The organism is Bradyrhizobium ottawaense, assembly GCF_002278135.3.
In the GTDB taxonomy this organism is placed as follows: Bacteria; Pseudomonadota; Alphaproteobacteria; order Rhizobiales; family Xanthobacteraceae; genus Bradyrhizobium; species Bradyrhizobium ottawaense.
The window spans coordinates 3,343,939-3,369,695 of record NZ_CP029425.2; the positions used below are offsets into that span (position 1 = coordinate 3,343,939).

Genomic DNA, 25,757 nt, shown 5'->3' on the forward strand with positions numbered 1-25,757 from the left:
ACCCCCGATTCCCATGGGAAGGTCGTCATTCCGGGGGAGCGGCAGCTAGCTCTGTCACTCAATCCGCCGCATCCACGAGAAACGCCTCGTCAACCGGCACGCCGAGTGCCGTGACCAGCCGGTTGGTCTCCGCGGCCATGCCGACGATGGCGAGCATCTCGGCATATTCGGCCTCCGTCATGCCCTTGGCCCGTGCAGCGGCGGTGTGCGAATGGATGCAGTAGCTGCAGCCATGCGCGATGGAAACCGCGACATAAAGCATTTCCTTGACCTTGGGATCGAGTGCGCCGGGAGCCATCACCTCCTTGATGCTCTCCCACGTCCTGCGCAGCGTCTTCGGATCATGCGCCAACGCGCGCCAGAAATTGTTGACGAAGTCCGACTTCCGCACCTTGCGGATATCGTCGAAGACGGCGCGCGCTTCGGTGGAGAGTTCATCGTCCGAAAGCAGCTTTACAGTGGCCATTGGTACCTCGCGGGGGGCAGCTTCGATCCCCGCGAGTGTAGCACGACCCATGCTTCGGACGGCTGCGCCTAGCTCTGCCGTTGGGATTGCGATTGCGACGGCCCGCCGCGGCCGGCCTGCTCGACCTTCACGGCCACGGCCAGCGTCTCAGCGCCGCCGCCATAGCGGGTGCCACGCACCGGGGCTGCGCCGAGATAGTCGAGGCCGATCGCGACGCGGACATGGGCGTCGGTGGCGCAGATGCTGTTGGCGGGATCGAATCCGACCCAGCCGAGATCGGGAACGTAGGCTTCAGCCCAGGCATGGCCGGCGTCCTGATGCACCGTGCCGTCCGAGCGCAGGAAGTGGCCGGAGACGAAGCGCGCCGGTACGCCGCCGGTGCGGGCGCAGGCAATGAAGATGTGCGCGTAGTCCTGGCAGACCCCGCGCTTGAGCGTGAACGCCTCCGCCGCCGAGGTTCCGCTGTTGGTCGGGTCCTCGTCGAAGGTCATGTGATCGCCGATCTCGGTCATCAGCGTATGCAGGAAGCCGAGCGTGTCGCTCTCGGCCTCGCTGCGCAACTGGCGCGCAACCGCCATCATCGCCGGATTGACCGAGGTGAGATCGGTGGCGCGCAAGAACATGCCGGCCGGAAAACGCTCGTCGGTCCCGCGCAGCACGCCGCCGGTGTCGTGGGTCTCGATCAGGCCTTCTGCGGTGATCTTGATGTCGCCGACAGGCCCGCAGGACAGCACATGGGTGACGTTGCCGAAGGCGTCCTCGTGGGTGTCGAGCTTGGTGTCGGTGGAGACGTCGATCTGCCATTCCGCCACATACTGCCCGTCATGGCTGCCGGGCGTCATGCGCAGGATCTGGATCACGCTGGTGGCCGCCGGCTCGTAGCGATAGGTCGTGGTGTGCAGGATTCGCAGGCGCATGGTGGACCGTGTCGTTAGTGGTTAGGCCCGACTGTCGCCGCAAAGAAGCTCGTCGTGCCCGGGCTTGTCCCGGGGATCCACTTTCTTCCTCGTCGCGCGAAAGCAAGAACGTGGATGGCCGGGACAAGCCCGGCCATGACGGTATCCCATGTCGTCAGCCGGGTGACATCAGATCAAATACTGCTTCGTGATGATTTCGCCCAGCCTGGAATTGTCGGTGATGAATTCCTGAATGAATTCATGCACGCCATGCTGGAAAATGTCGTTCATATTGCTGTGGTCCAGCCGGTTGCGGATGCCGCGGGCGTGGCGCTGGGCCGGGCCCTGGCGGCCATAGGCGACACCGATCTGGTCGAGGTTGCGCACGAGATTGCCGTAGCAGCTGGCCAGCGAGCGCGGCAGCGTGTTGTTGAGGATGAGCAGGTCCGCGATCAGCCACGGCTTCAGCGTCTCGCGATAGACCCAGTGATAGGCCGTCAGCGCCGAGACCGAGCGCAGGATCGAGCTCCACTGATAGAAATCGAGCGGGCCGCCGACATGCTCCTCCTCGGGCAGCAGCACGTGATACTTCACGTCGAGAATGCGCGCGGTGTTGTCGGCGCGCTCCAGATGCACGCCCATCCGCGAAAACCAGTAGGCGTCGTTGCGCAGCATGGTCCGGTACGCCGAGCCGTCGAAGCGCAGCGAGGTCTCCTGCACGAAGCGCAGGAATTTTGCGAGGTCCTCGCGCGTCGAGGTGCCCTTGCTCCAGACCGCCTGAAGCTCGATCCAGGCCGAGTTGATGGTGTCCCACATCTCGCTGGTCAGCGCGGTGCGGACCGAGCGCGAGTTCAGCCGCGCCGCCTCGATGCAGTTCCTGATCGAGGATGGGTTGTCCACGGAGAACGAGAGGTAGTCGACGACGTTGTGCTCGTTGGCTTCCTCGTAGGTCTGATAGAAGCTGGCAGCGACGCCGGCGGTGAGCAGCGCCGAGTCCCATTCATTGGTCTTGCCAATATAGGCGGCGGGAAGCGCGGTGACGCGCAGCGTCGCATCGATGGTGCGCGCGAGATACTCGGCCCGTTCGACGTAGCGGGCGAGCCAGTAGAGGTTTTCGGCGGTACGCGACAGCATCTGACTACTCGTCCAGGATCCAGGTGTCTTTGGTGCCGCCGCCCTGGCTCGAATTCACCACCAGGGAGCCTTCCTTCAGCGCGACGCGTGTCAGGCCGCCCGGCACGATGGTCGTGCTCTTGCTGCCGGTGAGCACGAAGGGGCGCAAATCGACGTGGCGCGGGGCGAGGCCGCTTGCGGTGCAAGTCGGGCAGGTCGAGAGCGCCAGCGTCGGCTGCGCGATGAAACCTTCGGGCTCGCGCTTGAGCTTCTCGCGGAACGCTTCGATCGTCGCCTTCGTCGCGGCGGGCCCGATCAGCATGCCGTAGCCGCCGGAGCCGTGCACCTCCTTGACGACGAGCTCGCTCAAATGATCCAGCACATAGGCGAGGTCCTTCGGCTCGCGGCAGCGCCAGGTCGGCACGTTCTTCAGGATCGGCTCCTCGCCGAGATAGAATTTCACGATGTCCGGCATGTAGGAGTAGATCGCCTTGTCGTCGGCAATCCCGGTGCCGACGGCGTTGGCGAGCGTGATGTTGCCGGCCGCATAGGCCGACATCAGCCCGGGCACGCCGAGCGCGGAATCGGGACGGAAGGTGAGGGGATCGAGGAAGTCGTCGTCGACGCGGCGATAGATCACGTCGACCCGCTTCACGCCCTCGGTCGTCCGCATGAACACTTCGTTGTTCTTGACGATGAGATCGCGGCCCTCGACCAGCTCGATGCCGAGCTTGTCGGCGAGGAATGAGTGCTCGTAATAGGCCGAGTTGTAGACGCCGGGGGTGAGCAGGGCGACCGTCGGCTCGCCCGAGGCGCTGAGCGGCGCGACGGAGCGGAGCGCCGAGAGCAGCTCGTCCGGATAGCGCTCGACCGGCGCCACCTTGTGGCGGGCGAACAGATCCGGAAACAACCGCATCATGATCTCGCGGTTTTCCAGCATGTAGGACACGCCGGACGGCGTGCGCGCATTGTCCTCCAGCACGATGAAGTCGTTGGCATCGACCCGGACGATGTCGATGCCGGCGATGTGCACATAGACGTCGTGCGGCACCTGCTGGCCGTTCATCTCGGGCCGGAACACCGGGTTCTGGAAGATCAGATCGTCGGGCACGATCTCGGCGCGCAGGATGTCGCGGCCATGATAGATGTCGCGCAGGAACATGTTGAGCGCGCGCACGCGCTGCTTCAGGCCCTTCTCCAGCAGTGCCCATTCCTTGCCCGACATGATCCGCGGGATCACGTCGAAGGGGATCAGGCGCTCGGTGGATTCGGCCTCTCCATAGACCGCGAAGGTGATGCCGATGCGGCGGAACAGCAGCTCGGCCTCCTGGCGGCGATATTCAAGCGCCTCGGGAGGCGTCTCCTTGAGCCAGCGCGCCAGCTCCTGGTAGGCGGGGCGAAGGTCCCCGCCCGGAATATTCATTTCATCAAACGCGACTGCCATAGATGCCGACTGTTCTCCGCAAGGCGTTGCGCCAATGGACAGGTCGCCAGGCCCTGGTGAAGCCGCAACGTCCTGACCATGCGGCAAGAGTGCATGACTTTCATGTGGTAGCAAGGGCCGGGCCAGCGCGATAAGCATGGACTGGCAGCATTTGTCGGGGATGGCCGGCGGCTTGCCTGAAAAAATGGCTGAGGACTGCTTATTTCGACAGCAAAACCGCGTGACTTCAACGCGTTACCTCGGCAAAGTCGGCGCCACAGGTGAGGGACTTAAGTTATGAGCGAGATCGTCACGGCGGGCATTCTGGTCATTGGGGACGAAATCCTGTCCGGCCGGACCAAGGACAAGAATATCGGCTTCATCGCCGAATACCTGACCAATATCGGCATCGACCTGAAGGAGGTCCGGGTCGTCTCCGATGACGAGCCCGATATCATCGCTGCCTTGGATGCACTGCGGCATCGCTACACCTACGTCTTCACCACCGGTGGCATCGGGCCGACCCATGACGACATCACCGCCGACAGCGTCGCCAAGGCGTTCGGAGTCGGCATCGACCACCATCCGGAGGTGGTTGCCCGTTTCAAGGAGCGCTGGAGCGAGCAGGATCTCAACGAGGCCCGGTTGCGCATGGCCCGCATCCCCGACGGTGCCGAGCTGATCCAGAGCGCGACCATCCTCGCGCCCGGCTTCAAGATCGGCAATGTCATCGTGATGGCCGGCGTGCCCTCGATCATGCAGGCGATGATGGACATCGTCTCGCCCAAGCTGAAATCGGGCGTGCGCATGCTCTCCGAATCGGTCCGCGCCAATGCGCGGGAAGGCGACATCGGCAGCCCCTTGCGCGCGATCGCCGCCGCCCATCCCGACACCATCATCGGCAGCTACCCCTTCATGGACGAAGAGCAGAAGCCGAATACGAACCTCGTGGTGCGGTCGCGCGATGCGGACAAGCTCGCGGCAGCCATGAGCGCGGTGAAGGAAATGCTGGCAGGATTGAACATCACTCGTTAGCAGGGAATTTGCCGGCAGGCGAAGCAGGAGACGACAATGGCAGGTGAAGCACCGGAACTGAGTGCGCAGGAGCGGGCGGGCAGGGCCTTCCCGGTCTCGTGGGACCAGTTCCACCGCGACTGTCGGGCGCTGACCTGGCGGCTCAACGAGGTCGGCCCGTTCCACGCCGTGATCGCGATCACCCGCGGCGGCTTGGTGCCGGCCGCGATCGTGGCGCGCGAGCTCGGCGTGCGCATCATCGATACGGTCTGCGTCGCCAGCTACGACCACGACAAGCAGGGGGACCTCCAGGTCCTCAAGGGTATTTCGGAACAGGCCATGAAGCTTGGTGGTGGCACTGGCAAGGGGCTGTTGATCGTCGACGATCTCGTCGACACCGGCAAGACCGGCAAGCTGGTGCGCGAGATGCTGCCCGACGCGCACTTCGCCACGGTCTACGCCAAGCCGAAGGGGCGCCCGCTGGTCGACACCTTCATCACGGAAGTCTCGCAGGATACCTGGATCTTCTTCCCCTGGGACACCGCGCTGTCCTACCATCCGCCGCTGCGCGACGGCGCGGCGTGACTGCCGTCGTCATTGCGAGCGAAGCGAAGCAATCCAGAGATGTATCCGCAGAAGCAGTCTGGATCGCTTCGTCGCTTCGCTCCTCGCAATGACGGGGAGAGACGGCCATGCCCCTGCAAAACCGCGTCACACCGCTCGGCGACATCATCGCCACCCCGCATCGCGGCACGTTCACCGGCAATCGCGGCATCATCCACGATCCCGCGACGAAGACGCTCCTGAAGAAGCGCTGGTCGTCGCCGGCCTGGATCACATGCCTGTGTGAATTCCGCGGCTGGCGCCGGCCGGTGATGGCGCGGCGGAGCTGGACCGAGCTGTTCTTTCTCGACGAGGCCACCGCCTTTGCCGCAGGTCACCGGCCCTGCTTCTTCTGCCGGCGCGAGGATGCCAACCGCTTCCGCGCGGCGTGGGAGACGGGGAATGGCGTCAGCAAGGTGAGTGCGAAGGCGATGGACGCCCAGCTCCACCTCGAGCGTCTGGATCATGGCCGCAAGCGCCTGCACGCAGTGCCGGTGCCGCTGGCAGAATTGCCCGACGGCGCGATGGTTCAACGGGGCGAGGAGAGCTTTCTGGTGGTGCAGGGAAGGGCGCTGTTATGGTCGCCAGCCGGCTATGCCCGCGCAAGGACCGAGCTGGACAGCCCAATGCTGCTGACGCCCCCGTCCACACTGCATGCGTTGCGCGCCGGATATCAACCGGCGCTGCATCCGACCGCGCTGGACTAGCAGGGCGGCCGGCGGATCACCGCCATCACCCCAGCTTCTCGCGCGCCAGCGCGGCGCCGGCGCCGAGCGCCATCAGCTTGGCTTCGGCGATCTCGCGCCGCATCGGGGCCATGCCGCAATTGGTGGTGGCGATGATGTTGCTCTTGGGCACGAATTTCGACACCGCGTCGATCACCTTCACGACATCCTCTGCGGTCTCCACGGTGTCGCTGGCAACGTCGATCACGCCGGCCTGCACGATCTTGTTCTTGAGCAGCGCCAGCAGATCGAGCGGCACTTTCGAATTGCGGCATTCGATCGCGACCTGCTGGATCGGGCTGGCGTCGATCGCCGGAAAGATCTGCTCATACTGCCGCCATTGGCTGCCTAACGTTTCCTTCCAGTCGGTGTTGGCCTTGATGCCGTAGCCGTAGCAGATGTGCACGGCGGTGGCGCAGGTGAGGCCCTGCGCAGCGCGCTCCAGCGCCTTGATGCCCCAATCGTTGACCTCGTCCATGTAGACATTGAAGGCGGGCTCGTCGAACTGCACGAGATCGACGCCGTCGGCCTGCAGCGCCCGGGCCTCCTCGTTGAGCAACTCGGCAAAGGCAAACGCCATCTTGACGCGATCGCCATAGTAGCGATCGGCAATGGTGTCGATGATGGTCATCGGGCCGGGCAGGGTGAACTTCAGCTTCCTCTTCGTGTGCGTGCGCGCCGCGCGCGCCTCGAAGGCATGGACGCGGCCCTTGAGCCGGAGCGGGGCGACCACCTGCGGCACCATCGCCTTGTAGCGGTCCTTGCGGATGCCCATCTCGACCTTGTGCGCGAAATCGATGCCGTCGATCTTCTCCAGAAAACCGTGCACGAAATGCTGGCGGGCCTGCTCGCCCTCGGTGAGGATGTCGATTCCGGCGTCCTCCTGGATCTTCAGCCAGATCAATGTCGCGTCGCGCTTGGCGCGGAGCAACTCGTCGCCCTGCGACTTCCAGGGCGCCCAGAGCATATTGGGCTCGGCAAGCCATTCCGGCTTCGGCAAGGAGCCGGCGATCGTGGTTGGAAACAGCATGGCGGCCCTCCCGGCAGGTTGTGTTGCGCCCCTTCCTGCCATGTCCTAACGTCGAGGTACAGAACAACAAAAGTCGTTATTTTAGCTGGCGGCATCGACAGGGAAGGCCAAAGGATGCCGAGGGAAAGGTCATGATCGATCTCCATTACGCGCCGACGCCGAACGGCTGGAAAATCTCGATCATGCTGGAAGAGCTCGGACTTCCCTATACGGTGAAGCCCGTCGACATCCGCGCCGGCGAGCAGTTCAGTCCCGAGTTTCTGGCGATCTCCCCGAACAACCGCATCCCCGCGATCGTCGATCACGCACCCGCCGACGGTGGCGGCCCGTTCTCGGTGTTCGAGACCGGCGCAATTCTGATTTATCTCGCGGAAAAGACCGGCCGCTTCCTGGCCGCCGACTTGCGCGGGCGTTCCGCCACAATTCAATGGGTGATGTGGCAGATGGCCGGCCTCGGGCCGATGCTCGGCCAGCACGGGCATTTTGCGCTCTATGCGGCGGAGAAGATCCCCTATGCGATCGAGCGCTACCGCGACGAGGCGGCCCGGCTCTACGGCGTGCTCGATCGGCAGCTGGAGAAGACCGGCGCCTATGTCGCCGGCGACTATTCCATTGCCGACATCGCCTGCTTCCCCTGGACCATGACCCACAAGGCGCAGGGCTTTACGCTCGACCACTATCCGAACGTCAAACGCTGGTATGCCGAGGTCCGCGCCAGGCCGCAGGTGCAGGCGGGGCTTGCGATCGGAAAATTCGTGAAAGAGCCGTTCGACGAGGAATCACGCAAGATCATGTTCGGCCAAAGGGCTAAGGAAGTGTTGGGAAGGAAGTGACGGCCACGCCGTCATTCCGGGGCGCGACGAAGTCGCGAGCTATGGTGCGCAATTGCGCACCCGAGAATCCATCGGGCCGCAGAGCCAGGAGCGAATGGTTTCCGGGCTCGCGCCCAAGAGGGCGCGCCCCGAAATGACGAGAGCAAAGGAAACGCCATGATCGAATTCTTCTTCGACTGCTCCAGCCCCTGGACCTATCTCGCCTTCCACAACATCCGGCCGCTCGCCAAGGAGCTGGGCGTCGAGATCGTCTGGCGGCCGATCCTGGTCGGCGGCATCTTCAACACGGTCAATCCGAGCGTCTACGCGCAGCGCGAGACGCCGGTGCCGCTGAAGGCGCGCTACATGAAGAAGGATCTTCAGGACTGGTCGCGGTCGGCTGGCCTTGCGATCAAGATGCCCCCGACGGTGTTTCCGGTGAACAGCGTCAAGGCGATGCGCGGCTGCATCTGGCTGGCCGCGGACATGGTGCCGTTCGCGACCGCCGTGTTCGAGGCCTATTGGGGCGAGGACAAGGATATCTCGCAGGACTCCGTGCTCGCCGAGATCTGCAGGAAGGTCGGCATCGACGAGCCGAAATTCTTCGCCGGCATCGCCGAGCAAGCGATCAAGGATCAGCTCAAGGCGAATACGGAAGAGGTCGTCGCGCGCGGCGGCTTCGGCTCGCCGACGATTTTCGTCAACAAGACCGACATGTATTTCGGCAATGACCGGCTGCCGCTGATCCGCGAGGCGCTCAAGCGCAGCAAGGCGAGTGCGGCCTGATGGTGCGCGCCGTCGTCTGCCACTCGCTCGGCGAGCCCGAAACCTTGCGGCTGGAAGAGTTTCCGTCGCGCGCTCTGAAGCCGGGCGAGGTGCGGGTCGCGATCCGCGCGGCCGGGCTGAATTTTCCTGATGTGCTGATGGCCGCCGGCCAATATCAGCTCAAGCCGGAGCTGCCGTTCACGCCCGGCATGGAAGCTGCCGGTGACGTGACCGAATTGGGTGCGGAGGCGAAGGGCGTTTCTGTTGGCGACAAGGTCATCGTGAAGATGCGGCACGGCGCATTCACCGACGAAGCCATCGTCGCGCCGTCGCAACTCACCCCTAAGCCGTCGACGTTCGACTACGCCGAGGCTGCGACTTATCTTGCCGGCCATGGCACGGCCTATCATGCGCTGATCGATCGCGGCCGGATCGAGCCGGGAGAGGTGCTGCTGGTGCATGGCGCCGGCGGCGGCACGGGACTGGCGGCCGTCGAGATCGGCAAGATGCTGGGCGCGACCGTGATCGCGACGGCGTCCAGCGACGAGAAGCTCGCCATCGCCAAGGCCCGCGGCGCCGATCATCTCGTCCGCTATGACCGCGAGCCGTTTCGCGACGCCGTTAAACGCATCACCGACGGTCGCGGCGCGGACGTCGTGTTCGATCCCGTCGGCGGTCAGGTTTTTGAAGACTCGATGCGCTGCATCGCCTGGGGCGCGCGGCTGCTGGTGATCGGCTTCACCGGCGGCATCGGCTCGGCCAAGACCAACCTCCTGCTGATCAAGGGCGCCAGCGTGCTCGGCGTGCGCGCTGGCGAGGCGGTACGAAAGAACCCTGCGCTGGGAGAGGCGCGCCTGAAGGCGCTGCTGCAATGGGCGGAGGAGGGCAAGCTGCGCCCCAACGTTTCGCATCGCCTGCCGCTGGAAGGTTACGCGAAGGCAATGCGGCTCTTGATGGACCGCAAGGCGATCGGGCGTGTGGCGCTGATGATGGAGTGAAAGTGCCGTAGGGTGGGCAAAGGCGCTCTTGCGCCGTGCCCACCATCTCTCTCGATGGCGAAAAGTGCGTGGGCACGCTTCGCTTTGCCCACCCTACGAGAGCGTCACTTGTACTCCCGTTCCGTCCACCACGGGAAATAGTCCGGCATATCGCTGGACACCTTGTTCTTGAACTGCGCGGGGCGCTTTTCCAGGAACGACACCACGCCTTCCTTGACGTCGTCGGAGCGGCCGCGGGCGTAGATGCCGCGGCTGTCGACCTTGTGGGCTTCCATGGGATCGTCGGCGCCCATCATGCGCCACATCATCTGGCGGATCAGCGCGACCGACACCGGTGCGGTCTTCGCCGCGAATTCCTTGGCGAGCGCGCGGGCGGTCGGCAGGAGATCGTCAGGGGCGACGACCTTGCTGACGAGACGACCCGCCAGTGCCTCCTGCGCCGGGAAGACGCGGCCCGAATAGCACCATTCCAGCGCCTGCGAGATGCCGACGATGCGCGGCAGGAACCAGCTCGAGGCCGCCTCCGGCACGATGCCGCGCTGGGAGAACACGAAGCCGAACCGCGCGGCATCCGAAGCGATGCGGATGTCCATCGCGAGCTGCATGGTGACGCCGATACCGACCGCAGGGCCGTTCACTGCGGCGATGACGGGCTTGAGGCACTTGAAGATGCGCAAGGTCACCTGGCCGCCGCCGTCGCGCACCTGCGGATCGCTGTAGTCCACCTTGCCGTCGGCGAAACGTTTGACGGGGCCGCGCCGCGCGTCGCGGTCGAACGTGTCGGCGCCGGACGACAGATCCGCGCCCGCGCAAAAACCGCGGCCGGCGCCGGTGACGATAATGGCGCGGACGTTGTCGTCCTTGTCGGCGGCGTCGAACGCGTCGATCAGCTCTCCTTGCATCTGCGCGTTGAAGGCGTTGAGCTTGTCGGGCCGATTCAGCGTGATGGTGAGAATCTGCTCGGCGACCTCGTATTTGATCGTCTCATACGCCATGGCGGTTTCCTTCCTTGTTTCTTTATCGGTCTCTCTACCACGTCATTCCGGGGCGCGCGAAGCGCGAGCCCGGAATCCATCTCTCGGCATCAGTAGTGCCGATGAATGGATTCCGGGCTTGCGCCAAGAGGGCGCAACCCGGAATGACGACGGTGCGATTAGTTAGCCGGCGGCTTCGGCCAGGGTCGTTGCGGCCCGCGTAGGCCCTCAAAAGCCTTGGCCATGCCGAGCACGCCGATGTCGTCGAAGCGGCGGCCGACGATCTGCACGCCGATGGGAAAACCCTTGGCGTCGAAGCCGCCGTTGATCGAGATGGCAGGGTTCTCCGACATATTCCATGGCACGGTATAGGCGATGTGCTCGAACGGTTTCATGGGGTCGTTGGTCGGCGAGGCCCAGTCCGCCGGATAGTTCACGTTCGGTGCGGTCGGGGAGATCACGTAATCGAGCTCGCAGAAAAGCTTCGACGCCGCCGCGCGGATCGCCATGGTCTGGTTGAAGCCGCGGATGACATCCACGCCCGACAGCTTTGCGCCGGATGCGCCCCATTTGAAGATATAAGGCAGCACCTTCGCCTGCTCGGCCGGCGTCAACCTGGCCAGATCATCCCACATCCGCGCGCGCCAAAAGTTGTCGAGGCCGTCGAGCATCTCGCGGGTGAGGATGCCGTCGACCTCGGTCACGACGCTGCCCGCGGATTCGAACGCTTTCGCCGCCTTCACCGCGACCTCGCGCACTGGTTTCTGCAGCGCCAGGCCGCAGCCGGGATCGAGCATCAACCCGATGCGGAGTTTGCGCGGAGACTTCTCTGCTCCCTTCCAGTTCAGCGGCTCGGCGGGCAGGCTCATGCCGTCGCGCCGGTCGGGCTTTGCGATCACGCTCATCATCAGCGCGCAATCGTCGACCGTGCGGGTCATCGGACCGGCGACGCGGCCGACATAGGTGGGGTCGATCGGCACGCGGCCGAAGCTCGGCTTCAACCCGACGAGGCCGCACCAGCCCGCGGGCAGGCGGACCGAGCCGCCGATATCGGTGCCGAGATGCAGCGGACCGTAGCCGGCCGCGGCCGCAGCGCCTGCGCCCGCGCTGGAGCCGCCGGGATTCTTCGAGAGATCCCAAGGATTGCGCGCGAGTGCGTGGAAACTGGAGAGTCCGGACGACAGCATGCCGTAATCGGGCATGGTGGTCTTGGCGAAGATGACCGCGCCGGCCTCGCGCAGGCGCGCGGCGGGCGGGGCATCCTTCTCGGCCGGCACGAGCTTGACGCTGGCGGCGCCCAGCGGCACCGGCACGCCCTTGGTCGCGATGTTGTCCTTCACCGTGACCGGCACGCCGTCGAGCGCGCCGGACGGCTCGCCGCCGGTCCAGCGCGCGGTCGAGGCCTTGGCGGCCTCGCGTGCGTCGTCGGGATCGAACGCATAGAGCGCCTTCAGATGCGGCTCCCACGCAGCGACATGCGTGAGCAAATCCTCCAGCACCTCGCTCGGCGAGAACTGCTTGGCGCGATAGCCCGCGATCAGATCGACCGCGGACAGATCGTGCAGCGAGGTGACGGCATCTTCGACGCTCTTCTTATGCATCGCTAGCCCACCGGCATGCGCGTTTCGATGATCCGGGCGAACATGCTGGCGCCGATCGGCAGGATCTTGTCGTCGAGCACGAAGCCGGGATTGTGCACGGGCACGTTGCCATCATGGCCGACCCAGAAATAGGCGCCGGGAATCGTCTCCAGCATGTCGGCGAAATCCTCGCTGCCCATCTTGGGCTGGGCGCGGGTGATCACGTTGGCGGGGTCGACGATGGTGCGCGCGACGTCCTCGACCACCTTGGACTGCTCGACCTGGTTGACCAGCACGCCAAAGGTGTCGCGGATGTCGACGTCGATCACGCACTGGTAGGCGCTTGCAATGCCGGCGCAGATGGTGCGGATGCGTTCGCTGACCAGGGTGCGAACTTCCTTCGAGAAGGTGCGGATGGTGCCGCAAAGATGCGCGTCGCCGGGAATGACGTTGTAGGCGGAGCCCGCGTGGATCTGGGTGATCGACACCACCGCGGCCTGCAGCGGCTCGACATTGCGGCTGACGATGGTCTGGATCGCCTGCGCCAGCGTGGTCGAGATGATCACCGCGTCCTTGGAGCGCTCGGGCATCGCGCCATGCGCGCCATAGCCGGTGATGCGCAGGTCGAAGAAGTCGGCGCTGGCCATCGCCGGGCCCGGCAGGATCGCGATCTCGCCGTGGTTGAGGTCGGGAGCGTTGTGCAGGCCGTACAGCTCGTCGCAGGGGAATTTTTCGAACAGCCCGTCCTTGATCATCGCGCGGGCGCCGCCGAGGCCTTCCTCGGCCGGCTGGAAGATCAGGTGGACGGTGCCGTCGAAGTTTTTGGTCTCGGCGAGGTAGCGCGCGGTGCCGAGCAGCATGGTGGTGTGGCCGTCATGACCGCAGCCGTGGAAGCGGCCGGGGATTTTCGAGCTCCACTTCAGATTGGTGTTCTCTTCCATCGGCAGCGCGTCCATGTCGGCGCGGAGGCCAATGCGCTTGTTGCCCGAACCCTTGCCCTTGATCACGCCGATCACGCCGGTGCCGCCGAGACCGCGATGCACCTCGATGCCCCAGCTCTTCAGCTTGTCGGCGACGATGCCGGAGGTGCGCACTTCCTCGAATCCGATCTCGGGATGGGCGTGCAGGTCGCGGCGGATGGCGGTGAGCTCGTCGGCGTAACCGTCGATGCGGTCGATCGTGGGCATGGGTTCTGTCCAGTTAGCTTGAGGGAGGCGAGAAAACGGGGCCGTTCGGCTTGATGCGAATGCCCGGCCGCAAACGCGTCCAGGGCAGGGTGGCGGTGTCGGCCGGCATCGCGCCGGGCGCGGCGCAGATCATCAGCTTTTCCGCGATCGGCTCGAAATCGGCGCGGAAGTGCACCGAGCTCTTGTTGACCAGAATCTTCTGTTCGGTCGGCTCGATGCCGACATAGCGGTACATCGCCTGGTCGGCGAGCTGCGCCTTGTGCGAGGAGACGACGACGCGGACGTCGCCGATGCGCAAGGCTGCCGAGGGGCCCATCTCCATCTCGCGGCCGCCATAGTAAGGGCCGGGTGCGATGAAGCGACCGTCGGACAGCTTCTCGACCACGAAGGTCTCGCGATAGGGCTCGTCGCCGGGGATGCCTGACTTGCCGCCGAGCGACAGCGTCACGGTGGCACCGACGCCGGCATCATGCGCGGCCTTGGCCGAGACGGGATCGTAGATCGCGCCAGTCGCGGCGCTCGCTCTGTTGCGCACCAGCGCGCGCAGCATGCCTGTGGTGTCGGAATCGCCGCCGGCGCCGGGATTGTCCTGGGTGTCGGCGATGATGATCGGCTTGCTCGCGCTCTTTGAAAGTTCCATGGCGTGGCGCACGCCCTCGTCGGGCGACCAGATCTTGCCGTCGAAATCGTCCTCGTGGCTTTCGATCAGCTTCACGATCGCGTCGGCGGCGCGGTCGGCATCCGCTTGCGTCCTGCCATAGGCGAACACGCTGGGGCCGCAATCGCGGAAATCGGCGGCGGGAAAGCCCGGCGCGAAAGACAGCGTCGGAACCGCATCGCTCTCCAGCGCGGCGAGCTGTTCGTAGATGCCTTTGGTCGGCTGGTCGTTGGTGCATTGCCAGCTGATCGGGATCAGGAACGGCAATTGCCGGAACGATTTGGCAAAGCGCTGCTTGGACTTGAGCAGCAGCGCGAGATGTCGCGCAGAGGCGCGGCCGGTCTCGGCCATGTCGACATGGGGGTAGGTGCGGTAGGCGATCAGCGCGTCGGCATGCGCGATCATTTCGGGCGTGACGTTGGCGTGCAGGTCGAGGCTGGTAACCAGCGGAACATCGTTGCCGATGACGCGGCGCACGCGCGCCAGTATCTCGCCTTCGCCGTCGTCGAGATGCTCGGTCACCATCGCGCCGTGCAGGTCGAGATAGACCGCATCGAGCGGGCCGGCAGCTTTGATGCCGTCGACCATCACCTTCACGATGCGCTCGAAGGCGTCCCTGGTGACGTGCGCCGACGGGCTCGCGCCGCAGGCGATCGTCGGAACAAGTTCCCAACCGTTGGCCTCGGCGCTGTCGACGAAGCCGGCAAGGCCGACATTGATGCGCCGCATCACCTTCAGCACGTCGGCGCCTTCAGTCATCGCCGGCCAGCCGCCGCCATGCTGGAAGTCGGCGAAGGTCGCCTTGGTGGGAGCGAAGGTGTTGGTCTCGTGCAGGAAGCCGCCGACGGCGATGCGTGTCATTCAGTTCAGTCCAATCAATCAAGAGGGCGCGACGTTAGCCTTGGCCCTGCGGCGAGAGCAAGGTGGGACGCACTCGCGCCGCGCATAGGGTCAAGCTGTTTTGGGAATGCTGCTCCGCCGTCATTCCGGGGCGCGCCCGCTTGGGCGCGAGCCCGGAATCCATCCGACGACAGACTCTGAGGCGCGATGGATTCTCAGGTGCGCAATTGCGCACCGTAGCTCATCGCTTCGCGATGCCCCGGAATGACAGCGGTGAGTGTCGCTACGCCGTGGCCGCCACGCCCTCCGACACCGGCCGGAAGTTCGCAAAATCCCAGTCGCGCCCCGGAGCGGCGTCCAGCAGAGCCCTGGTGTAGGCCTCCTTCGGATGCGTCAGCACCTCGGCAGCCGGGCCTTGCTCGACGACGCGGCCGTGCTGCATCACCACGACCTCGTCGCAGATCTGCGCTGCGACACGCAGATCGTGGGTGATGAACAGGATCGCGATGCCGAGACGTTTCTGGATCTCGTCGAAGAGTTCCAGCACCTGCGCCTGCACCGAGACGTCGAGCGCGGAGACAGCCTCATCCGCGACCAGCACGTCGGGATCGAGCGCGAGCGCGCGCGCAATGGCGATGCGCTGGCGCTGGCCGCCGGAGAACTGGTGCGGATAGCGCGATACCGCGTCAGCGGGCAGGCCGACGAGCTCGAGCAGCTCGCGGGCACGTTTCATCGCATCGGCATGCGCGACGCCGTAATTGATCGGGCCCTCCGCAATACTCTCGCCGACGGTGACGCGCGGGTTGAGCGAGCGATAGGGATCCTGGAACACGATCTGGATCTTTTGCCGGTGCGGCTGCAGCAGGCGACGCGAGATGCCGGCGATCTCGCGGCCGGCGAGGCGCACGCCGCCGGAGGTCGGATCGATCAGGCGGACGATGCAGCGCGCCACGGTCGACTTGCCGGAGCCGCTTTCGCCGACGATGCCGAGCGTGCGGCCCTTGCGCAGCGTCAGCGTCACCTTGTCGGCGGCGACGACTTCGCGGCCTTTGCCGAAGAAGGCGCGCTCTTTATAGACCTTGCTGAGATCGTTGGCCTCCAGCACCACCGGTTCGCGGCTCTCCTCGCGCGGCGGCCGCGGCACCAGGCTCGGCACCGCCGAGAGCAGATTGCGGGTGTATTCCATGGTCGGATTGCGCAGCACGGTCTCGAGCGGGCCGGTTTCGACCAGCCGGCCCTGCCGCATCACCGCGACGCGGTCGGCGATCTCGGCGACCACGCCCATGTCGTGGGTGATGAACAGAACGGCCGTGCCGTGATCGCGCTGGAGCTCGCGGATCAGGGACAGGATTTGCTTCTGCGTGGTGACGTCGAGCGCGGTCGTCGGCTCGTCCGCGATCAAGAGCTTCGGCTCCAGCACCAGCGCCATCGCGATCATGATGCGCTGGCGCTGACCGCCGGAAAGGCGGTGCGGGTAGGAGGCGAAGATGCGCTCGACCTGGGGCAGGTGGACCTGCTCCATCATGTCGAGGATGCGCTTCTTGCGGGCCCTGGCGTCGAGATTGGTATGCGCGCGCAGCACCTCGTCGATCTGGCGGCCGACCGGCACCACCGGATTGAGCGCGGTCATCGGTTCCTGGAAGATCATCGCCATCTGCGTGGCGCGGAGCTGGCGCAAGCGGCGGTCGGTCGCGGTGAGCAGCTCTTCGCCGACCAGCTTGATGCTGCCGCTGGTCGGAACCAGCGTGCCCTTCGGCAAGAGGCCCATCGTGGTCAGCGAGGTCACCGACTTGCCCGAGCCGCTTTCGCCGACGAGGCACAGCGTCTCGCGCTCGCGGACCTGGATCGAGATGCCGTCGATGATCTTTGGGCCACCCGGCTTCTTGCCGACGGAGACGACGAGGTTGTTGATGTCGAGGACGGTGTTGGTCATCAGGTCACTCCATCGTCATGGCGAGGAGCGAAGCGACGAAGCAATCCAGAAGTCCTTCCGCGGATGCAGACTGGATTGCTTGGCTTCGCTCGCAATGACGGAATAAGGGGCAGGGCCGGCGAGACAAATCACTTGCCTTCCCGCTGCTTCATGCGCGGATCGAGTGCGTCGCGGGCGGCGTCGCCGATCAGATTGATGCTGAGGATGGCGATCGAGAGCAGAAGGCCCGGCCAGAAGATCAGCGACGGCTTGATCTGGAAGTACTGGCGGCCCTCGGCCATGATGTTGCCCCAGGTCGGCGTCTCCGGCGAGATGCCGGCGCCGAGGAAGGAGAGGATCGCCTCGGTGAGGATGGCGCTGGCGCAGATATAGGTGCCCTGGACGATCAGCGGCGCCACCGTGTTCGGCATCAGATGCCGCCACATGATCTTCGGCAAGGACGAGCCGACCGAGATCGCCGCCTCGACGTAAGGCTCCTCGCGCGCCGACAGCACGACCGAGCGGACCAGGCGCGCCACGCGCGGAATCTCGGGGATCGTGATCGCGATCAGCACGGTCCAGAGGCTGGCACCGGACAGCGACACCACGGCGATCGCGAGCAGGATGCTCGGCATCGCCATCAGGCCGTCCATGACCCGCATCAGCACGGCATCGACCAGCTTGAAGAAGCCGGAGACGAGGCCGATCGCAAGGCCGATGACGATCGACAGGATCGCCGAGCCGATACCGATCAGCAGCGAGATGCGGCCGCCATAAACGACGCGCGACAACAGGTCACGACCATAGGCATCGGTGCCGAGCAGGAATTGCGCGGACGACGGCTTGAGCCGTTGCGACGGCGCGAGCTGGATCGGATCATGCGGCGCGATCAGCGGCGCCAGGATCGAGATCAGGATGATCAGTGCGAGCAAGACTGTCGCCGTGGCGATGATCGGCGTCGAGGTGAGGAAGCCGAAGCGCGGCCGTAGCGGCGACGTGATCGGAATGGAGGACTGGGGAAGGGTATCGACCGACATGTTTGTCCTTATCCTTGCCTCAGTACCGGATCCGGGGATCGAGCAGGGTGTAGGCGACGTCGATGAGAAGGTTGACGACGACATAGATCAGCGACGTCAGCAGGATCATCGCCTGGATCACCGGATAGTCGCGCGCCAGCACCGCATCCACGGTGAGGCGGCCGATGCCGGGAATGTTGAACACGCTCTCGGTGACGACGACGCCGGAGATCAGCAGCGCAAAGCCGGTGCCGATCACGGTGATGACGGGCACGGCGGCGTTGCGCAGCGCGTGCCGCATCATCACGGCGACCTCGTTGATGCCCTTGGCGCGCGCCGTGCGCACATAGTCCTCGCCGAGCACATCGAGCATCGCCGCGCGCGTCATGCGCGCGATCAGCGCGATGTAGATGAAGGAGAGCGCGCAGGTCGGCAGGATCATGCGCTCGAAAAACGGTCCGAAGCCGTTAAAGATGCTGCGGAAGCCCTGCACCGGCACCCACCGCAGTTCGATCGCGAAGATCTGGATCAGGATGTAGCCGACCACGAACACCGGCACCGAGAAGCCGAGCACGGAAAGCCCCATCACGAAGCGATCGATCCAGGTGCCGTGCTTCCACGCGGCGATCACGCCGAGGGGAACCGCCACGATCACGGCGAGGATGATGGTACACAGCGCAATCGAGATCGACGGCTCGACGCGCTGGCCGATCATCTTCATGACAGGCAGATTGGAGATCAGCGAGGTCCCGAGATCGCCGTGCAGCAGCTTGTTCACCCAGGTGATGAACTGCACGATCAAGGGCTCGTTGAGGCCGAGCGAGGTGCGGATGCGCTCGAGCCGTTCCGGCGTTGCATTGTCGCCGGCGAGGATCGCGGCGGGATCGCCGGGGGTGAGGCGGAGCAGGAGGAAGACGAACAGCGCGACGACGCCCATCACGGGCACGGCGGCGAAGATTCGGCGAAGGAGATATCCGAGCAAGTTGGATCCGTCAGATTAGAGTAAATCGGCGGCAGCGGTCATAGCCTATTCTGCCACCAGCCTAACATTTCAGCAATTCCCGTGCCATCAGGGCCACAGTTTTTGCAGTGCGGTCAGCTGTTTTGGCGACCCCTCTTCAAGGGGGCCAGCGGAGCGTGCCCGCCAGACGAAATATCGCGGCGCGCCACGCGCGCTCATCCAATCCGGTCACTCCAACGTCGCAAGCAGCCCGGCCATCAGCCGGCCGCGCTCAACGAGACTCTCGACTTCGATATACTCCTCTAACGTGTGGCCATTGGCTCCGCGCACGCCCAGGCCGTCGAGCGTCGGGATTCCCATCGCACCGGTGAAGTTGCCGTCGGAGCCGCCGCCGGAACTCGCATGCGGCAGTTCGGCGCCAAGCGACTTGGCGATGCCGCGCGCCTTCTCATACAACGCCATGGTGCCGGCATCCGGCTCCCACACCGGACGCGTCACCCCGCGCGTGACCTTGAAGGAGACATCGTTGGCCGTGCCCGACAGCGCCAGCATCCGCTCGACGCCGCGATCGAGATCGGCCTGCCGCTTGGCCATGGAGAGCGCTTCGCCGGTGGCGGTCGTGGCAACGCAGTTGACCCATTGCCCGCCATGCACGACGCCGACCGAGAAGGTGCAGTCCTCCGTCGTCATCGCGTCGATGGCGAGAATCTGCCGCGCCATCTCGCGGATCGCCGAGCGTCCCGCCGACAGCGTCGCGCCGGCGTGGCTCGGCCGGCCCGTCGCCTCGAGATTGAAGCGCGCGATGGCGTAACGTCCGGTGGTGACGCCGTTGTCGGCACGGCCGGGCTCGGGCACCAGCACATATTTGTTGCGCGCGGCTTCCGCCTCGATGATGTCGCGCGTCGAGGGCGTGCCGACTTCCTCGTCCGGCGTGAACAGCACGGTGATCGGCAGCGGCGTGGTGAAGGATGCACGCGCCAGTTGCCGGATCGCTTCCAGCGAGAGGTAGTTGCCGCCCTTCATGTCGTAGATGCCGGGGCCGTAGCACCGGTTGCCCTCGCGCCGCCATTTCAGCTTCTCGATGGTACCGACCGGGTGGACGGTATCCATATGGCCGGCGATCAGGATGCCCGGCTCGCCCTGTTTCGGATGCGGAAAGCGCGCGCGGATCACGCCGCCGAAACCTTGCCGGCCGGCGATGCGCTCGATCGTCGCACCCATGATCGCCATATCCCGCGCTGCGATATCGAGCATGCGATTCACCGCACCGGCGTCCCAGGTCGGGCTTTCGCATTCGACCCAGCCGCGCAGACCCTGGAGCATCGCCTCGGAATCGAAAGGAAGATTGGCTGGATTCATCTCAATGTCTCTCAAGCTTCGAAAGATGGAATGCGCATTGCATTGCTGCGGGGCAGGACGAGTGGAGAGTGTTGTAGAGCCAAACCGATCCTTGTGGAGCCCGTGCCCGCGCCGCCAGGGCTTGCAGCGAAACCGGATTGACGCGCTCGGCACTGTCTGCAAGTCTCGAAAGATAAAGGCATTGCATGAGGTTAGTTCGCCCAAGGAACGAGCCGCATGCTTAACCAATAACCTGCCTTTGAACAGTTTCACGTCAGGAGAAACTTTTTATGTTCCACTTCATGCGCCGGGGGCCTCGCGCGTTTGCCTCCAAACTTGCGCTGTCTGTCGTTGCGCTTTCGACGGCGCTTGCCTCGCCAGTGCTTGCAGCCGGCAAGACCATTACGGCGGTGATGCATTCGGATCTGCGCATCATCGATCCGATCTTCACCACGGCCTACATCACGCGTGACCATGGCTACATGGTCTACGACACGCTGGTGGCTCCCGATTCGAGCTTCAAGATCCAGCCGCAGATGGCGGACTGGAAAATCTCCGACGACAAGCTCACCTACACCTTCACGCTGCGCGACGGCCTGAAGTGGCATGACGGTGCGCCGGTGACGGCGGAAGATTGCGTCGCCTCGCTGAAGCGCTGGGCCGCGGTCGACGGCATGGGCCAGAAGCTCCTGGACTTCACCGCGAGCATCGAGGCGACCGACGCCAAGACCATCACGCTGAAGCTGAAGGAGCCCTACGGCCTCGTGCTCGATTCCATCGGCAAGCCGTCCTCGCGCGTCGCCTTCATGATGCCGAAGCGCCTCGCCGAGACGCCGCCGGACAAGCAGATCCCCGAGCAGATCGGCTCGGGCCCCTTCAAGTTCGTGGCATCGGAATTCCAGCCCGGCGTGAAGGCCGTCTACGTCAAGAACACCGACTACGTGCCGCGCAAGGAGCCGGCGAGCTGGACCTCCGGCGGCAAGGTGGCGAAGGTCGACCGCGTCGAATGGATCACCATGCCGGACTCGCAGACCGCCGTGAACGCGCTGCAGTCGGGCGACATCGACTTCATGGAAAACCTGCCCTACGACATGCTGCCGGTGCTGGAGGCAAACAAGGAGATCACGATCGAGGTCTCGAACAAGTTCGGCTTTCAGACGCTCGGCCGGATGAACTTCCTCTATCCGCCGTTCGACAACGTGAAGGTGCGACGTGCCGCTCTTCTGGCGATGAACCAGAAGGACGTTCTCGACGCGCTGGTCGGCAATGCCAAGTACCAGAAGATCTGCGGTGCGTTCTTCGTTTGCGATACGCCGTTCGCGACCGAGGTCGGCGCCGAGACCCTGGTGAAGGGCAATGGCATGGCGGAGGCCAAGAAGGCGCTCGCCGAGTCAGGCTATGACGGCACCCCGGTCGTGGTGATGGCGCCCGGCGACGTCACCACGCTCAAGGCCCAGCCCATCGTCGCGGCCCAGCTGCTGCGCGAAGCCGGCTTCAAGGTCGATCTGCAAGCGACCGATTGGCAGACGGTGGTGAGCCGCCGTGCCAGTCAGAAGCCGCCGAAGGAGGGTGGCTGGAACATGTTCTTCACCAACTGGGTCGCGGCCGACGTCTCCAACCCGATCGCCAATCTCTCGATCGGCGGCCAGGGCAAGAAGGGCGGCTGGTTCGGCTGGGCGGAAAGCGCCAAGATCGAGCAGCTCAAGGACGCGTTCGTCCGCGCGCCGTCGATCGACGAGCAGAAGAAGATCGCCGCCGACATCCAGAAGGAAGCCTATGAGCAGGTGATCTACATCCCGCTGGGGCAATACCTGCTGCCGAGCGGCTGGCGCAAATCGCTGACCGGCGTGCTCGACGGCCCGGCGACGCCGCTGTTCTGGAACGTCGACAAGTCGGAGTAAGGGAGGCGAATTCACGTAGCCTTCGTCGTCTTCACCACGCGGCGCCGCTGTCATCAGCGGCGCCGTTGTCTTTTGTGGTCTTGCGCCGGCGGAAAAGGCGTTGCGGCTTTTAACCTTTCCAGTTTCCAGTCATTGCTATTTGTTTCAATCTTGAAATAGATGCGTCGTCCTTACGCATCACTTTCCCTCCTCAACCTGATTCCCGTGCCGATCGATTTTGCATTCCAGGCGATGGCCGAACGGTCCGATCGCGCGCCGGCACGTTGGCGGCGGCCTTTCCTGCATTGGCTCGATGGCGTCGAGGCGGGCTGGGCCGTTCCGCTCCTCATCGGCTGCTTCGTCGCGATCTGGACGCTCTATCTGGCGATCGCCTATGCCGGCGGCGGCCTGCACCCTGATACGCTCGAGGCCTGGATGCTGGGGCAGCATTTCGCCTGGGGCTATCACAAGCATCCGCCCTTGACCGGTTGGATTGCCGCCAGCTGGACCTCTGTCTTTCCGCTCAGCGATTGGTCGTTGCAATTGATGGCGATGGCCAATGCCGGGCTTGCGCTGATCTTCGTTGATCGGATCGCGCGGCAATTCGTGACCGGGCACGAGCGCATCCTGGTGCTTTTGCTCCTGATGCTGACGCCGGTCTATCAATTCCATGCCCAGCGCTTCAATGCCAATTCGGTGCTGCTGGCGGTCTGGCCGCTGGCGACCTGGTGCTTCCTGCGCGCATTCGAGACGCGCGCCCCGCTGTGGGCGGTCGCAATGGGATGCACGACGGCGCTGGCGATGGTCGGCAAATATTATTCGATCTTTCTCGTCACGAGCTTCGCGTTTGCCGCGCTGGCGCACCCGGCGCGGCGCGCTTATTTCACCTCCGCTTCGCCCTGGATCTCGGTCGTCGTCGGGCTCGCGGCGCTGTCACCTCACGTCTATTGGCTCGCGACGACGGGCGCGTCGACCTTCACCTACGCGCTGGCGCACACCGGCGGCAACGCTGCGACCTCACTCGGCGAGGCGAGAAACTTTCTGCTGGGGCTGGCGGCGGCGATGAGCATGTCGGCCGTGTTCTGGGTGCTCGTCGCAGGAACGCGCTTGAAGCGGTTTCCCGCGGACTTCGCCGCAATGGGCCCGGGCCTGCGGCTCTTGTTCTACGTCACGATGGGCACGATCGTGCTGCCGGTGGTGACGTCGCTCGTGATGGGCACCGATCTGCCGTCGCTATGGGCGCTGCAGGGACTGTTCCTCTTCACCGTTCTCGTGGTCTGCGGGACGAGCTACCCGATCGAGCGCTTCTACACGGTCAACCTCACCGTGATCGTGGCCGGCGTCGCGCTCGCGGCCGTCCTGATCGCCGCGCCGATCCATGCCGTCTATCGCAATGATCACGGGTATGAGGAGGGCCGGAATCTTTACGCCCAGGCGGCTAGTGAATTGACGCGCGAGTGGCGGGAGCAGACCGGCGTGCCGCTGAGCGCGGTGAGTGGTGATGGTTCGCTGGCCTTCGCCTCCGCGTTCTACAGCCCCGACCATCCACGTCATGCGGCGCCCTTCGAGTACGAACAGACCTTGGGCTTGCCGCGCAAGACGTCGCTCGACCGCGGCTGGGCCGCGCTGTGTTTCCGCGACCAGGAATCTTGCACGCGGTGGATGGCGTGGGCGTCCTCGCAGACCGGGCACTTCGTCAGGCGCGAGTTCACCGTGCGGGCCACCCTGTGGGGGCGGCCCGGTCTCTCGCGGGAGGTGGTCGCTCTGATCGTGCGGCCCCGGGGAATGCGGATGATACCCAAGAGCGCTGCGGATGATTTCAGCGCCAGCAGGCGCGGTTCGGAATAGGCTCCGCGCTCAGCAATGACTGTCGCGGATCTGCTCGAGGCCCTCGCTCGCCAAAGGCGTCGTCAACGTGGCCTGCTCTGCGCTCGGCTCCGAACGTTCCGTCTTCCGCCGTTCGACGTCGTGGTGGTCGTCCCGGTGTTCCGGTTCCATTGAATGTGACCTCTCGAATTGCTGCAGGACAACATCGAGGCGATCGGGAAGTTCCTTAAGCGACGGGACGATGATACGGCTTGAACAGCCGGCCCTTTTCCACCACCAGCACGATCGCGAGCGCAGCGAGCGTCGACAGGAAGAAGCCGATCGAGAACGGCAATAGCGTTCCGTCGAAGCTCTGTCCGATCGCCATGCCGACCACGATTCCGATCAGCGTCGTGATCGAGCCGTAGAGCGAGGAGGCGGTCCCGGCGATGTGGCCCTGCGGCTCCATCGCGAGCGCCGTGAAGTTGGCAACCATCATGCCGAACGAGAACATCATCAGAGCCGAGAGCACCATGAACAGAGCAAGCGGCAGGATGCCGAGCATTTCCGTCAGCAGCATCACGGCAGCGACGATTGTGTAGAGCGTCAGCGCGCCATGCGAGATCACGCGCATGCCGAGCCGCCCGACCAGTCTCGCATTGAGGAAGCCGGCGACGGCCGTGCCGGCTGCAATCGCGGCAAAGGCGAGTGGGAAGTAATGGCCGAGGTGATAGATGCCGGTGAAGACCTGCTGGGCGCAGAAGACAAAGGCAAAGAGCGCGCCGATGACGCTGCCGGCGGCCGTGGCATAGCCGATGGTCTGGCGATTGGTCAGGGTCTGCCGGAATGCCGAGAGCACATCGGCGGGCGCCAGCGATCTACGTCCGGACTCGGGGAGGGTTTCCGGCAGCCGCAGCACGCACCAGGCGAGTGCGAGCAGGCCGTACAGCATCAGTACGACGAAGATGCCGCGCCACGCCGTCACCAGCAGTACCGCCTGTCCGAACGAGGGGGCGATCACGGGCACCGCGATGAACACCATCATGGCAAGCGACATCACGCTCGCCATGCGGCGGCCGACATAGCAGTCACGCACGATCGAGGTCGCGATCACGCGCGTGGCCGAGGTGCCGAGCCCCTGCAGCGCGCGCGCCAGCAGCAGCGTCTCGAATGAGGGTGCCGCGACCGCCAGCACGCTCGCCACCGCATAGACCGCCATACCGCCGAGCAGCACCGGCCGGCGGCCGAAGCGGTCCGACAGGGGACCCATGACGAACTGGCCGGCGCCGAAACCGATCAGGAAGGTCGACAGCACCAGCTGGAGATGGTTGGCGACGGGGATGTTGAAGGCTGCCCCGATATTGGGCAGTGCAGGCAGCATCATGTCCATCGCAAGCGGATTCAGCGCCATGATGGACGCGATCACGATGACGAATTCTGGAAATCCCATCGGGCGGTGTCCCGCGGACACCCAATCGTCGGCATTGACGTCAGACAAGAAGCTCACCTCTGAAATTGAGCGACTTTATCCATCGCTCATGCTGCGTTGCACAACCCATGTTTCGGGATGGCTGGCAGGCGGAGGAGGGGCGGACAAGAATTGGTGAGGGGAAGCCCCCGCGCGAGCCGACCGCGGGTCCTGCTATGGCCCGGAAACCAGTGATTCACCATCCCTCCCTAAAGATCGGCGCCGAGCGGGGCAGGTCGGGTCCGGCGGGATGAAACGGAAACGCCTCCTGTCCACTGTGGCGGCCGATCGA

22 protein-coding genes are annotated in these 25,757 nt (G+C 64.8%); 8 read left to right on the forward strand and 14 right to left on the reverse strand.

Annotated elements, in window-relative coordinates; all coding sequences use genetic code 11:
• Window positions 1-58 precede the first annotated feature (58 nt).
• The 4 genes from CIT37_RS15810 to CIT37_RS15825 form a co-directional block, all read right to left on the reverse strand.
• Window positions 59-466: a carboxymuconolactone decarboxylase family protein gene (locus CIT37_RS15810; protein WP_028141193.1), complete on the reverse strand. Its 408-nt coding sequence runs from the start codon at window positions 464-466 to the stop codon at window positions 59-61.
• A 68-nt stretch (window positions 467-534) separates the two neighbouring features.
• On the reverse strand, window positions 535-1,383 hold the full coding sequence (locus CIT37_RS15815) for a transglutaminase family protein (RefSeq protein WP_038949940.1): 849 nt from the start codon (window positions 1,381-1,383) through the stop codon (window positions 535-537).
• Between the two features lie 168 nt (window positions 1,384-1,551).
• Window positions 1,552-2,496 carry an alpha-E domain-containing protein gene (locus tag CIT37_RS15820; RefSeq protein WP_095426161.1) on the reverse strand — a complete coding sequence of 315 codons (945 nt, stop codon included), beginning with the start codon at window positions 2,494-2,496 and terminating at the stop codon, window positions 1,552-1,554.
• 4 nt (window positions 2,497-2,500) lie between these two features.
• Window positions 2,501-3,919 carry a circularly permuted type 2 ATP-grasp protein gene (locus CIT37_RS15825; protein ID WP_038949939.1) on the reverse strand — a complete coding sequence of 473 codons (1,419 nt, stop codon included), beginning with the start codon at window positions 3,917-3,919 and terminating at the stop codon, window positions 2,501-2,503.
• A 276-nt stretch (window positions 3,920-4,195) separates the two neighbouring features.
• Between CIT37_RS15825 and CIT37_RS15830 the strand changes: the two genes are divergently transcribed.
• From CIT37_RS15830 to CIT37_RS15840, 3 genes are all read left to right on the forward strand, one after another.
• A complete protein-coding gene (locus CIT37_RS15830; protein WP_095426162.1) occupies window positions 4,196-4,933 on the forward strand; it encodes a competence/damage-inducible protein A in 738 nt (245 codons plus the stop codon).
• A 36-nt stretch (window positions 4,934-4,969) separates the two neighbouring features.
• Complete coding sequence (gpt, locus tag CIT37_RS15835) at window positions 4,970-5,497, forward strand: xanthine phosphoribosyltransferase (protein ID WP_028141188.1); 528 nt, start codon at window positions 4,970-4,972, stop codon at window positions 5,495-5,497.
• Between the two features lie 107 nt (window positions 5,498-5,604).
• Window positions 5,605-6,222, forward strand: a complete 618-nt coding sequence (locus CIT37_RS15840) for a hypothetical protein (RefSeq protein WP_038973674.1) — start codon at window positions 5,605-5,607, stop codon at window positions 6,220-6,222.
• 25 nt (window positions 6,223-6,247) lie between these two features.
• On the opposite strand, the gene CIT37_RS15845 is transcribed toward CIT37_RS15840, so the two are convergent.
• Window positions 6,248-7,270 (reverse strand): methionine synthase, encoded by a 1,023-nt coding sequence (locus tag CIT37_RS15845; RefSeq protein ID WP_095426163.1) that lies wholly within the window; start codon window positions 7,268-7,270, stop codon window positions 6,248-6,250.
• A 131-nt stretch (window positions 7,271-7,401) separates the two neighbouring features.
• On the opposite strand from CIT37_RS15845, the gene CIT37_RS15850 reads away from it, so the two are divergent.
• From CIT37_RS15850 to CIT37_RS15860, 3 genes are all read left to right on the forward strand, one after another.
• Entirely contained in the window at window positions 7,402-8,103 is a 702-nt protein-coding gene (locus tag CIT37_RS15850) for a glutathione S-transferase N-terminal domain-containing protein (RefSeq protein ID WP_095426164.1), read from the forward strand.
• Between the two features lie 156 nt (window positions 8,104-8,259).
• Entirely contained in the window at window positions 8,260-8,868 is a 609-nt protein-coding gene (locus CIT37_RS15855) for a 2-hydroxychromene-2-carboxylate isomerase (RefSeq protein WP_095426165.1), read from the forward strand.
• The gene (locus CIT37_RS15860; protein WP_095426166.1) at window positions 8,868-9,845 is read left to right on the forward strand and encodes an NADPH:quinone oxidoreductase family protein; all 978 of its coding nucleotides are present in this window, start codon (window positions 8,868-8,870) and stop codon (window positions 9,843-9,845) included. The genes CIT37_RS15855 and CIT37_RS15860 overlap by 1 nt, the downstream gene beginning before the upstream one ends.
• A gap of 104 nt (window positions 9,846-9,949) precedes the next feature.
• Here the strand turns inward: CIT37_RS15860 and CIT37_RS15865 are convergent, their stop codons facing one another.
• The 8 genes from CIT37_RS15865 to CIT37_RS15900 all read right to left on the reverse strand — a co-directional run bounded on the left by CIT37_RS15865 (window position 9,950) and on the right by CIT37_RS15900 (window position 20,332).
• On the reverse strand, window positions 9,950-10,840 hold the full coding sequence (locus CIT37_RS15865; RefSeq protein ID WP_028141182.1) for a crotonase/enoyl-CoA hydratase family protein: 891 nt from the start codon (window positions 10,838-10,840) through the stop codon (window positions 9,950-9,952).
• A gap of 158 nt (window positions 10,841-10,998) precedes the next feature.
• Window positions 10,999-12,420: an amidase gene (locus tag CIT37_RS15870; RefSeq protein ID WP_095426167.1), complete on the reverse strand. Its 1,422-nt coding sequence runs from the start codon at window positions 12,418-12,420 to the stop codon at window positions 10,999-11,001.
• A gap of 2 nt (window positions 12,421-12,422) precedes the next feature.
• Complete coding sequence (locus tag CIT37_RS15875; RefSeq protein ID WP_095426168.1) at window positions 12,423-13,586, reverse strand: M20 aminoacylase family protein; 1,164 nt, start codon at window positions 13,584-13,586, stop codon at window positions 12,423-12,425.
• A gap of 13 nt (window positions 13,587-13,599) precedes the next feature.
• Window positions 13,600-15,105, reverse strand: coding sequence for a M81 family metallopeptidase (locus tag CIT37_RS15880; protein WP_038949931.1), 1,506 nt, complete (start codon window positions 15,103-15,105; stop codon window positions 13,600-13,602).
• A 262-nt stretch (window positions 15,106-15,367) separates the two neighbouring features.
• On the reverse strand, window positions 15,368-17,017 hold the full coding sequence (locus CIT37_RS15885; RefSeq protein WP_095426169.1) for an ABC transporter ATP-binding protein: 1,650 nt from the start codon (window positions 17,015-17,017) through the stop codon (window positions 15,368-15,370).
• Between the two features lie 128 nt (window positions 17,018-17,145).
• Window positions 17,146-18,033, reverse strand: a complete 888-nt coding sequence (locus CIT37_RS15890; RefSeq protein WP_028141177.1) for an ABC transporter permease — start codon at window positions 18,031-18,033, stop codon at window positions 17,146-17,148.
• Between the two features lie 19 nt (window positions 18,034-18,052).
• A complete protein-coding gene (locus CIT37_RS15895; RefSeq protein ID WP_028141176.1) occupies window positions 18,053-18,994 on the reverse strand; it encodes an ABC transporter permease in 942 nt (313 codons plus the stop codon).
• 207 nt (window positions 18,995-19,201) lie between these two features.
• Window positions 19,202-20,332 (reverse strand): M20/M25/M40 family metallo-hydrolase, encoded by a 1,131-nt coding sequence (locus CIT37_RS15900; protein WP_028141175.1) that lies wholly within the window; start codon window positions 20,330-20,332, stop codon window positions 19,202-19,204.
• 269 nt (window positions 20,333-20,601) lie between these two features.
• Here CIT37_RS15900 and CIT37_RS15905 point away from each other — a divergent pair, with 269 nt between their 5' ends.
• A complete protein-coding gene (locus tag CIT37_RS15905) occupies window positions 20,602-22,212 on the forward strand; it encodes an ABC transporter substrate-binding protein (protein ID WP_028141174.1) in 1,611 nt (536 codons plus the stop codon).
• A gap of 231 nt (window positions 22,213-22,443) precedes the next feature.
• Window positions 22,444-24,039 carry a glycosyltransferase family 39 protein gene (locus tag CIT37_RS15910; protein ID WP_334262654.1) on the forward strand — a complete coding sequence of 532 codons (1,596 nt, stop codon included), beginning with the start codon at window positions 22,444-22,446 and terminating at the stop codon, window positions 24,037-24,039.
• A 205-nt stretch (window positions 24,040-24,244) separates the two neighbouring features.
• On the opposite strand, the gene CIT37_RS15915 is transcribed toward CIT37_RS15910, so the two are convergent.
• The gene (locus CIT37_RS15915; RefSeq protein WP_038949929.1) at window positions 24,245-25,495 is read right to left on the reverse strand and encodes a multidrug effflux MFS transporter; all 1,251 of its coding nucleotides are present in this window, start codon (window positions 25,493-25,495) and stop codon (window positions 24,245-24,247) included.
• Between the last annotated feature and the right edge of the window lie 262 nt (window positions 25,496-25,757).

Bases quoted from the DNA above. Each gene is read 5' to 3' on its own strand.
- CIT37_RS15810 (WP_028141193.1), bottom strand. From the start codon at position 466: ATGGCCACTGTAAAGCTGCTTTCGGACGATGAACTCTCCACCGAAGCG.
- CIT37_RS15815 (WP_038949940.1), bottom strand. From the start codon at position 1,383: ATGCGCCTGCGAATCCTGCACACCACGACCTATCGCTACGAGCCGGCG.
- CIT37_RS15820 (WP_095426161.1), bottom strand. From the start codon at position 2,496: ATGCTGTCGCGTACCGCCGAAAACCTCTACTGGCTCGCCCGCTACGTC.
- CIT37_RS15825 (WP_038949939.1), bottom strand. From the start codon at position 3,919: ATGGCAGTCGCGTTTGATGAAATGAATATTCCGGGCGGGGACCTTCGC.
- CIT37_RS15830 (WP_095426162.1), top strand. From the start codon at position 4,196: ATGAGCGAGATCGTCACGGCGGGCATTCTGGTCATTGGGGACGAAATC.
- gpt (WP_028141188.1), top strand. From the start codon at position 4,970: ATGGCAGGTGAAGCACCGGAACTGAGTGCGCAGGAGCGGGCGGGCAGG.
- CIT37_RS15840 (WP_038973674.1), top strand. From the start codon at position 5,605: ATGCCCCTGCAAAACCGCGTCACACCGCTCGGCGACATCATCGCCACC.
- CIT37_RS15845 (WP_095426163.1), bottom strand. From the start codon at position 7,270: ATGCTGTTTCCAACCACGATCGCCGGCTCCTTGCCGAAGCCGGAATGG.
- CIT37_RS15850 (WP_095426164.1), top strand. From the start codon at position 7,402: ATGATCGATCTCCATTACGCGCCGACGCCGAACGGCTGGAAAATCTCG.
- CIT37_RS15855 (WP_095426165.1), top strand. From the start codon at position 8,260: ATGATCGAATTCTTCTTCGACTGCTCCAGCCCCTGGACCTATCTCGCC.
- CIT37_RS15860 (WP_095426166.1), top strand. From the start codon at position 8,868: ATGGTGCGCGCCGTCGTCTGCCACTCGCTCGGCGAGCCCGAAACCTTG.
- CIT37_RS15865 (WP_028141182.1), bottom strand. From the start codon at position 10,840: ATGGCGTATGAGACGATCAAATACGAGGTCGCCGAGCAGATTCTCACC.
- CIT37_RS15870 (WP_095426167.1), bottom strand. From the start codon at position 12,420: ATGCATAAGAAGAGCGTCGAAGATGCCGTCACCTCGCTGCACGATCTG.
- CIT37_RS15875 (WP_095426168.1), bottom strand. From the start codon at position 13,586: ATGCCCACGATCGACCGCATCGACGGTTACGCCGACGAGCTCACCGCC.
- CIT37_RS15880 (WP_038949931.1), bottom strand. From the start codon at position 15,105: ATGACACGCATCGCCGTCGGCGGCTTCCTGCACGAGACCAACACCTTC.
- CIT37_RS15885 (WP_095426169.1), bottom strand. From the start codon at position 17,017: ATGACCAACACCGTCCTCGACATCAACAACCTCGTCGTCTCCGTCGGC.
- CIT37_RS15890 (WP_028141177.1), bottom strand. From the start codon at position 18,033: ATGTCGGTCGATACCCTTCCCCAGTCCTCCATTCCGATCACGTCGCCG.
- CIT37_RS15900 (WP_028141175.1), bottom strand. From the start codon at position 20,332: ATGAATCCAGCCAATCTTCCTTTCGATTCCGAGGCGATGCTCCAGGGT.
- CIT37_RS15905 (WP_028141174.1), top strand. From the start codon at position 20,602: ATGTTCCACTTCATGCGCCGGGGGCCTCGCGCGTTTGCCTCCAAACTT.
- CIT37_RS15910 (WP_334262654.1), top strand. From the start codon at position 22,444: ATGGCCGAACGGTCCGATCGCGCGCCGGCACGTTGGCGGCGGCCTTTC.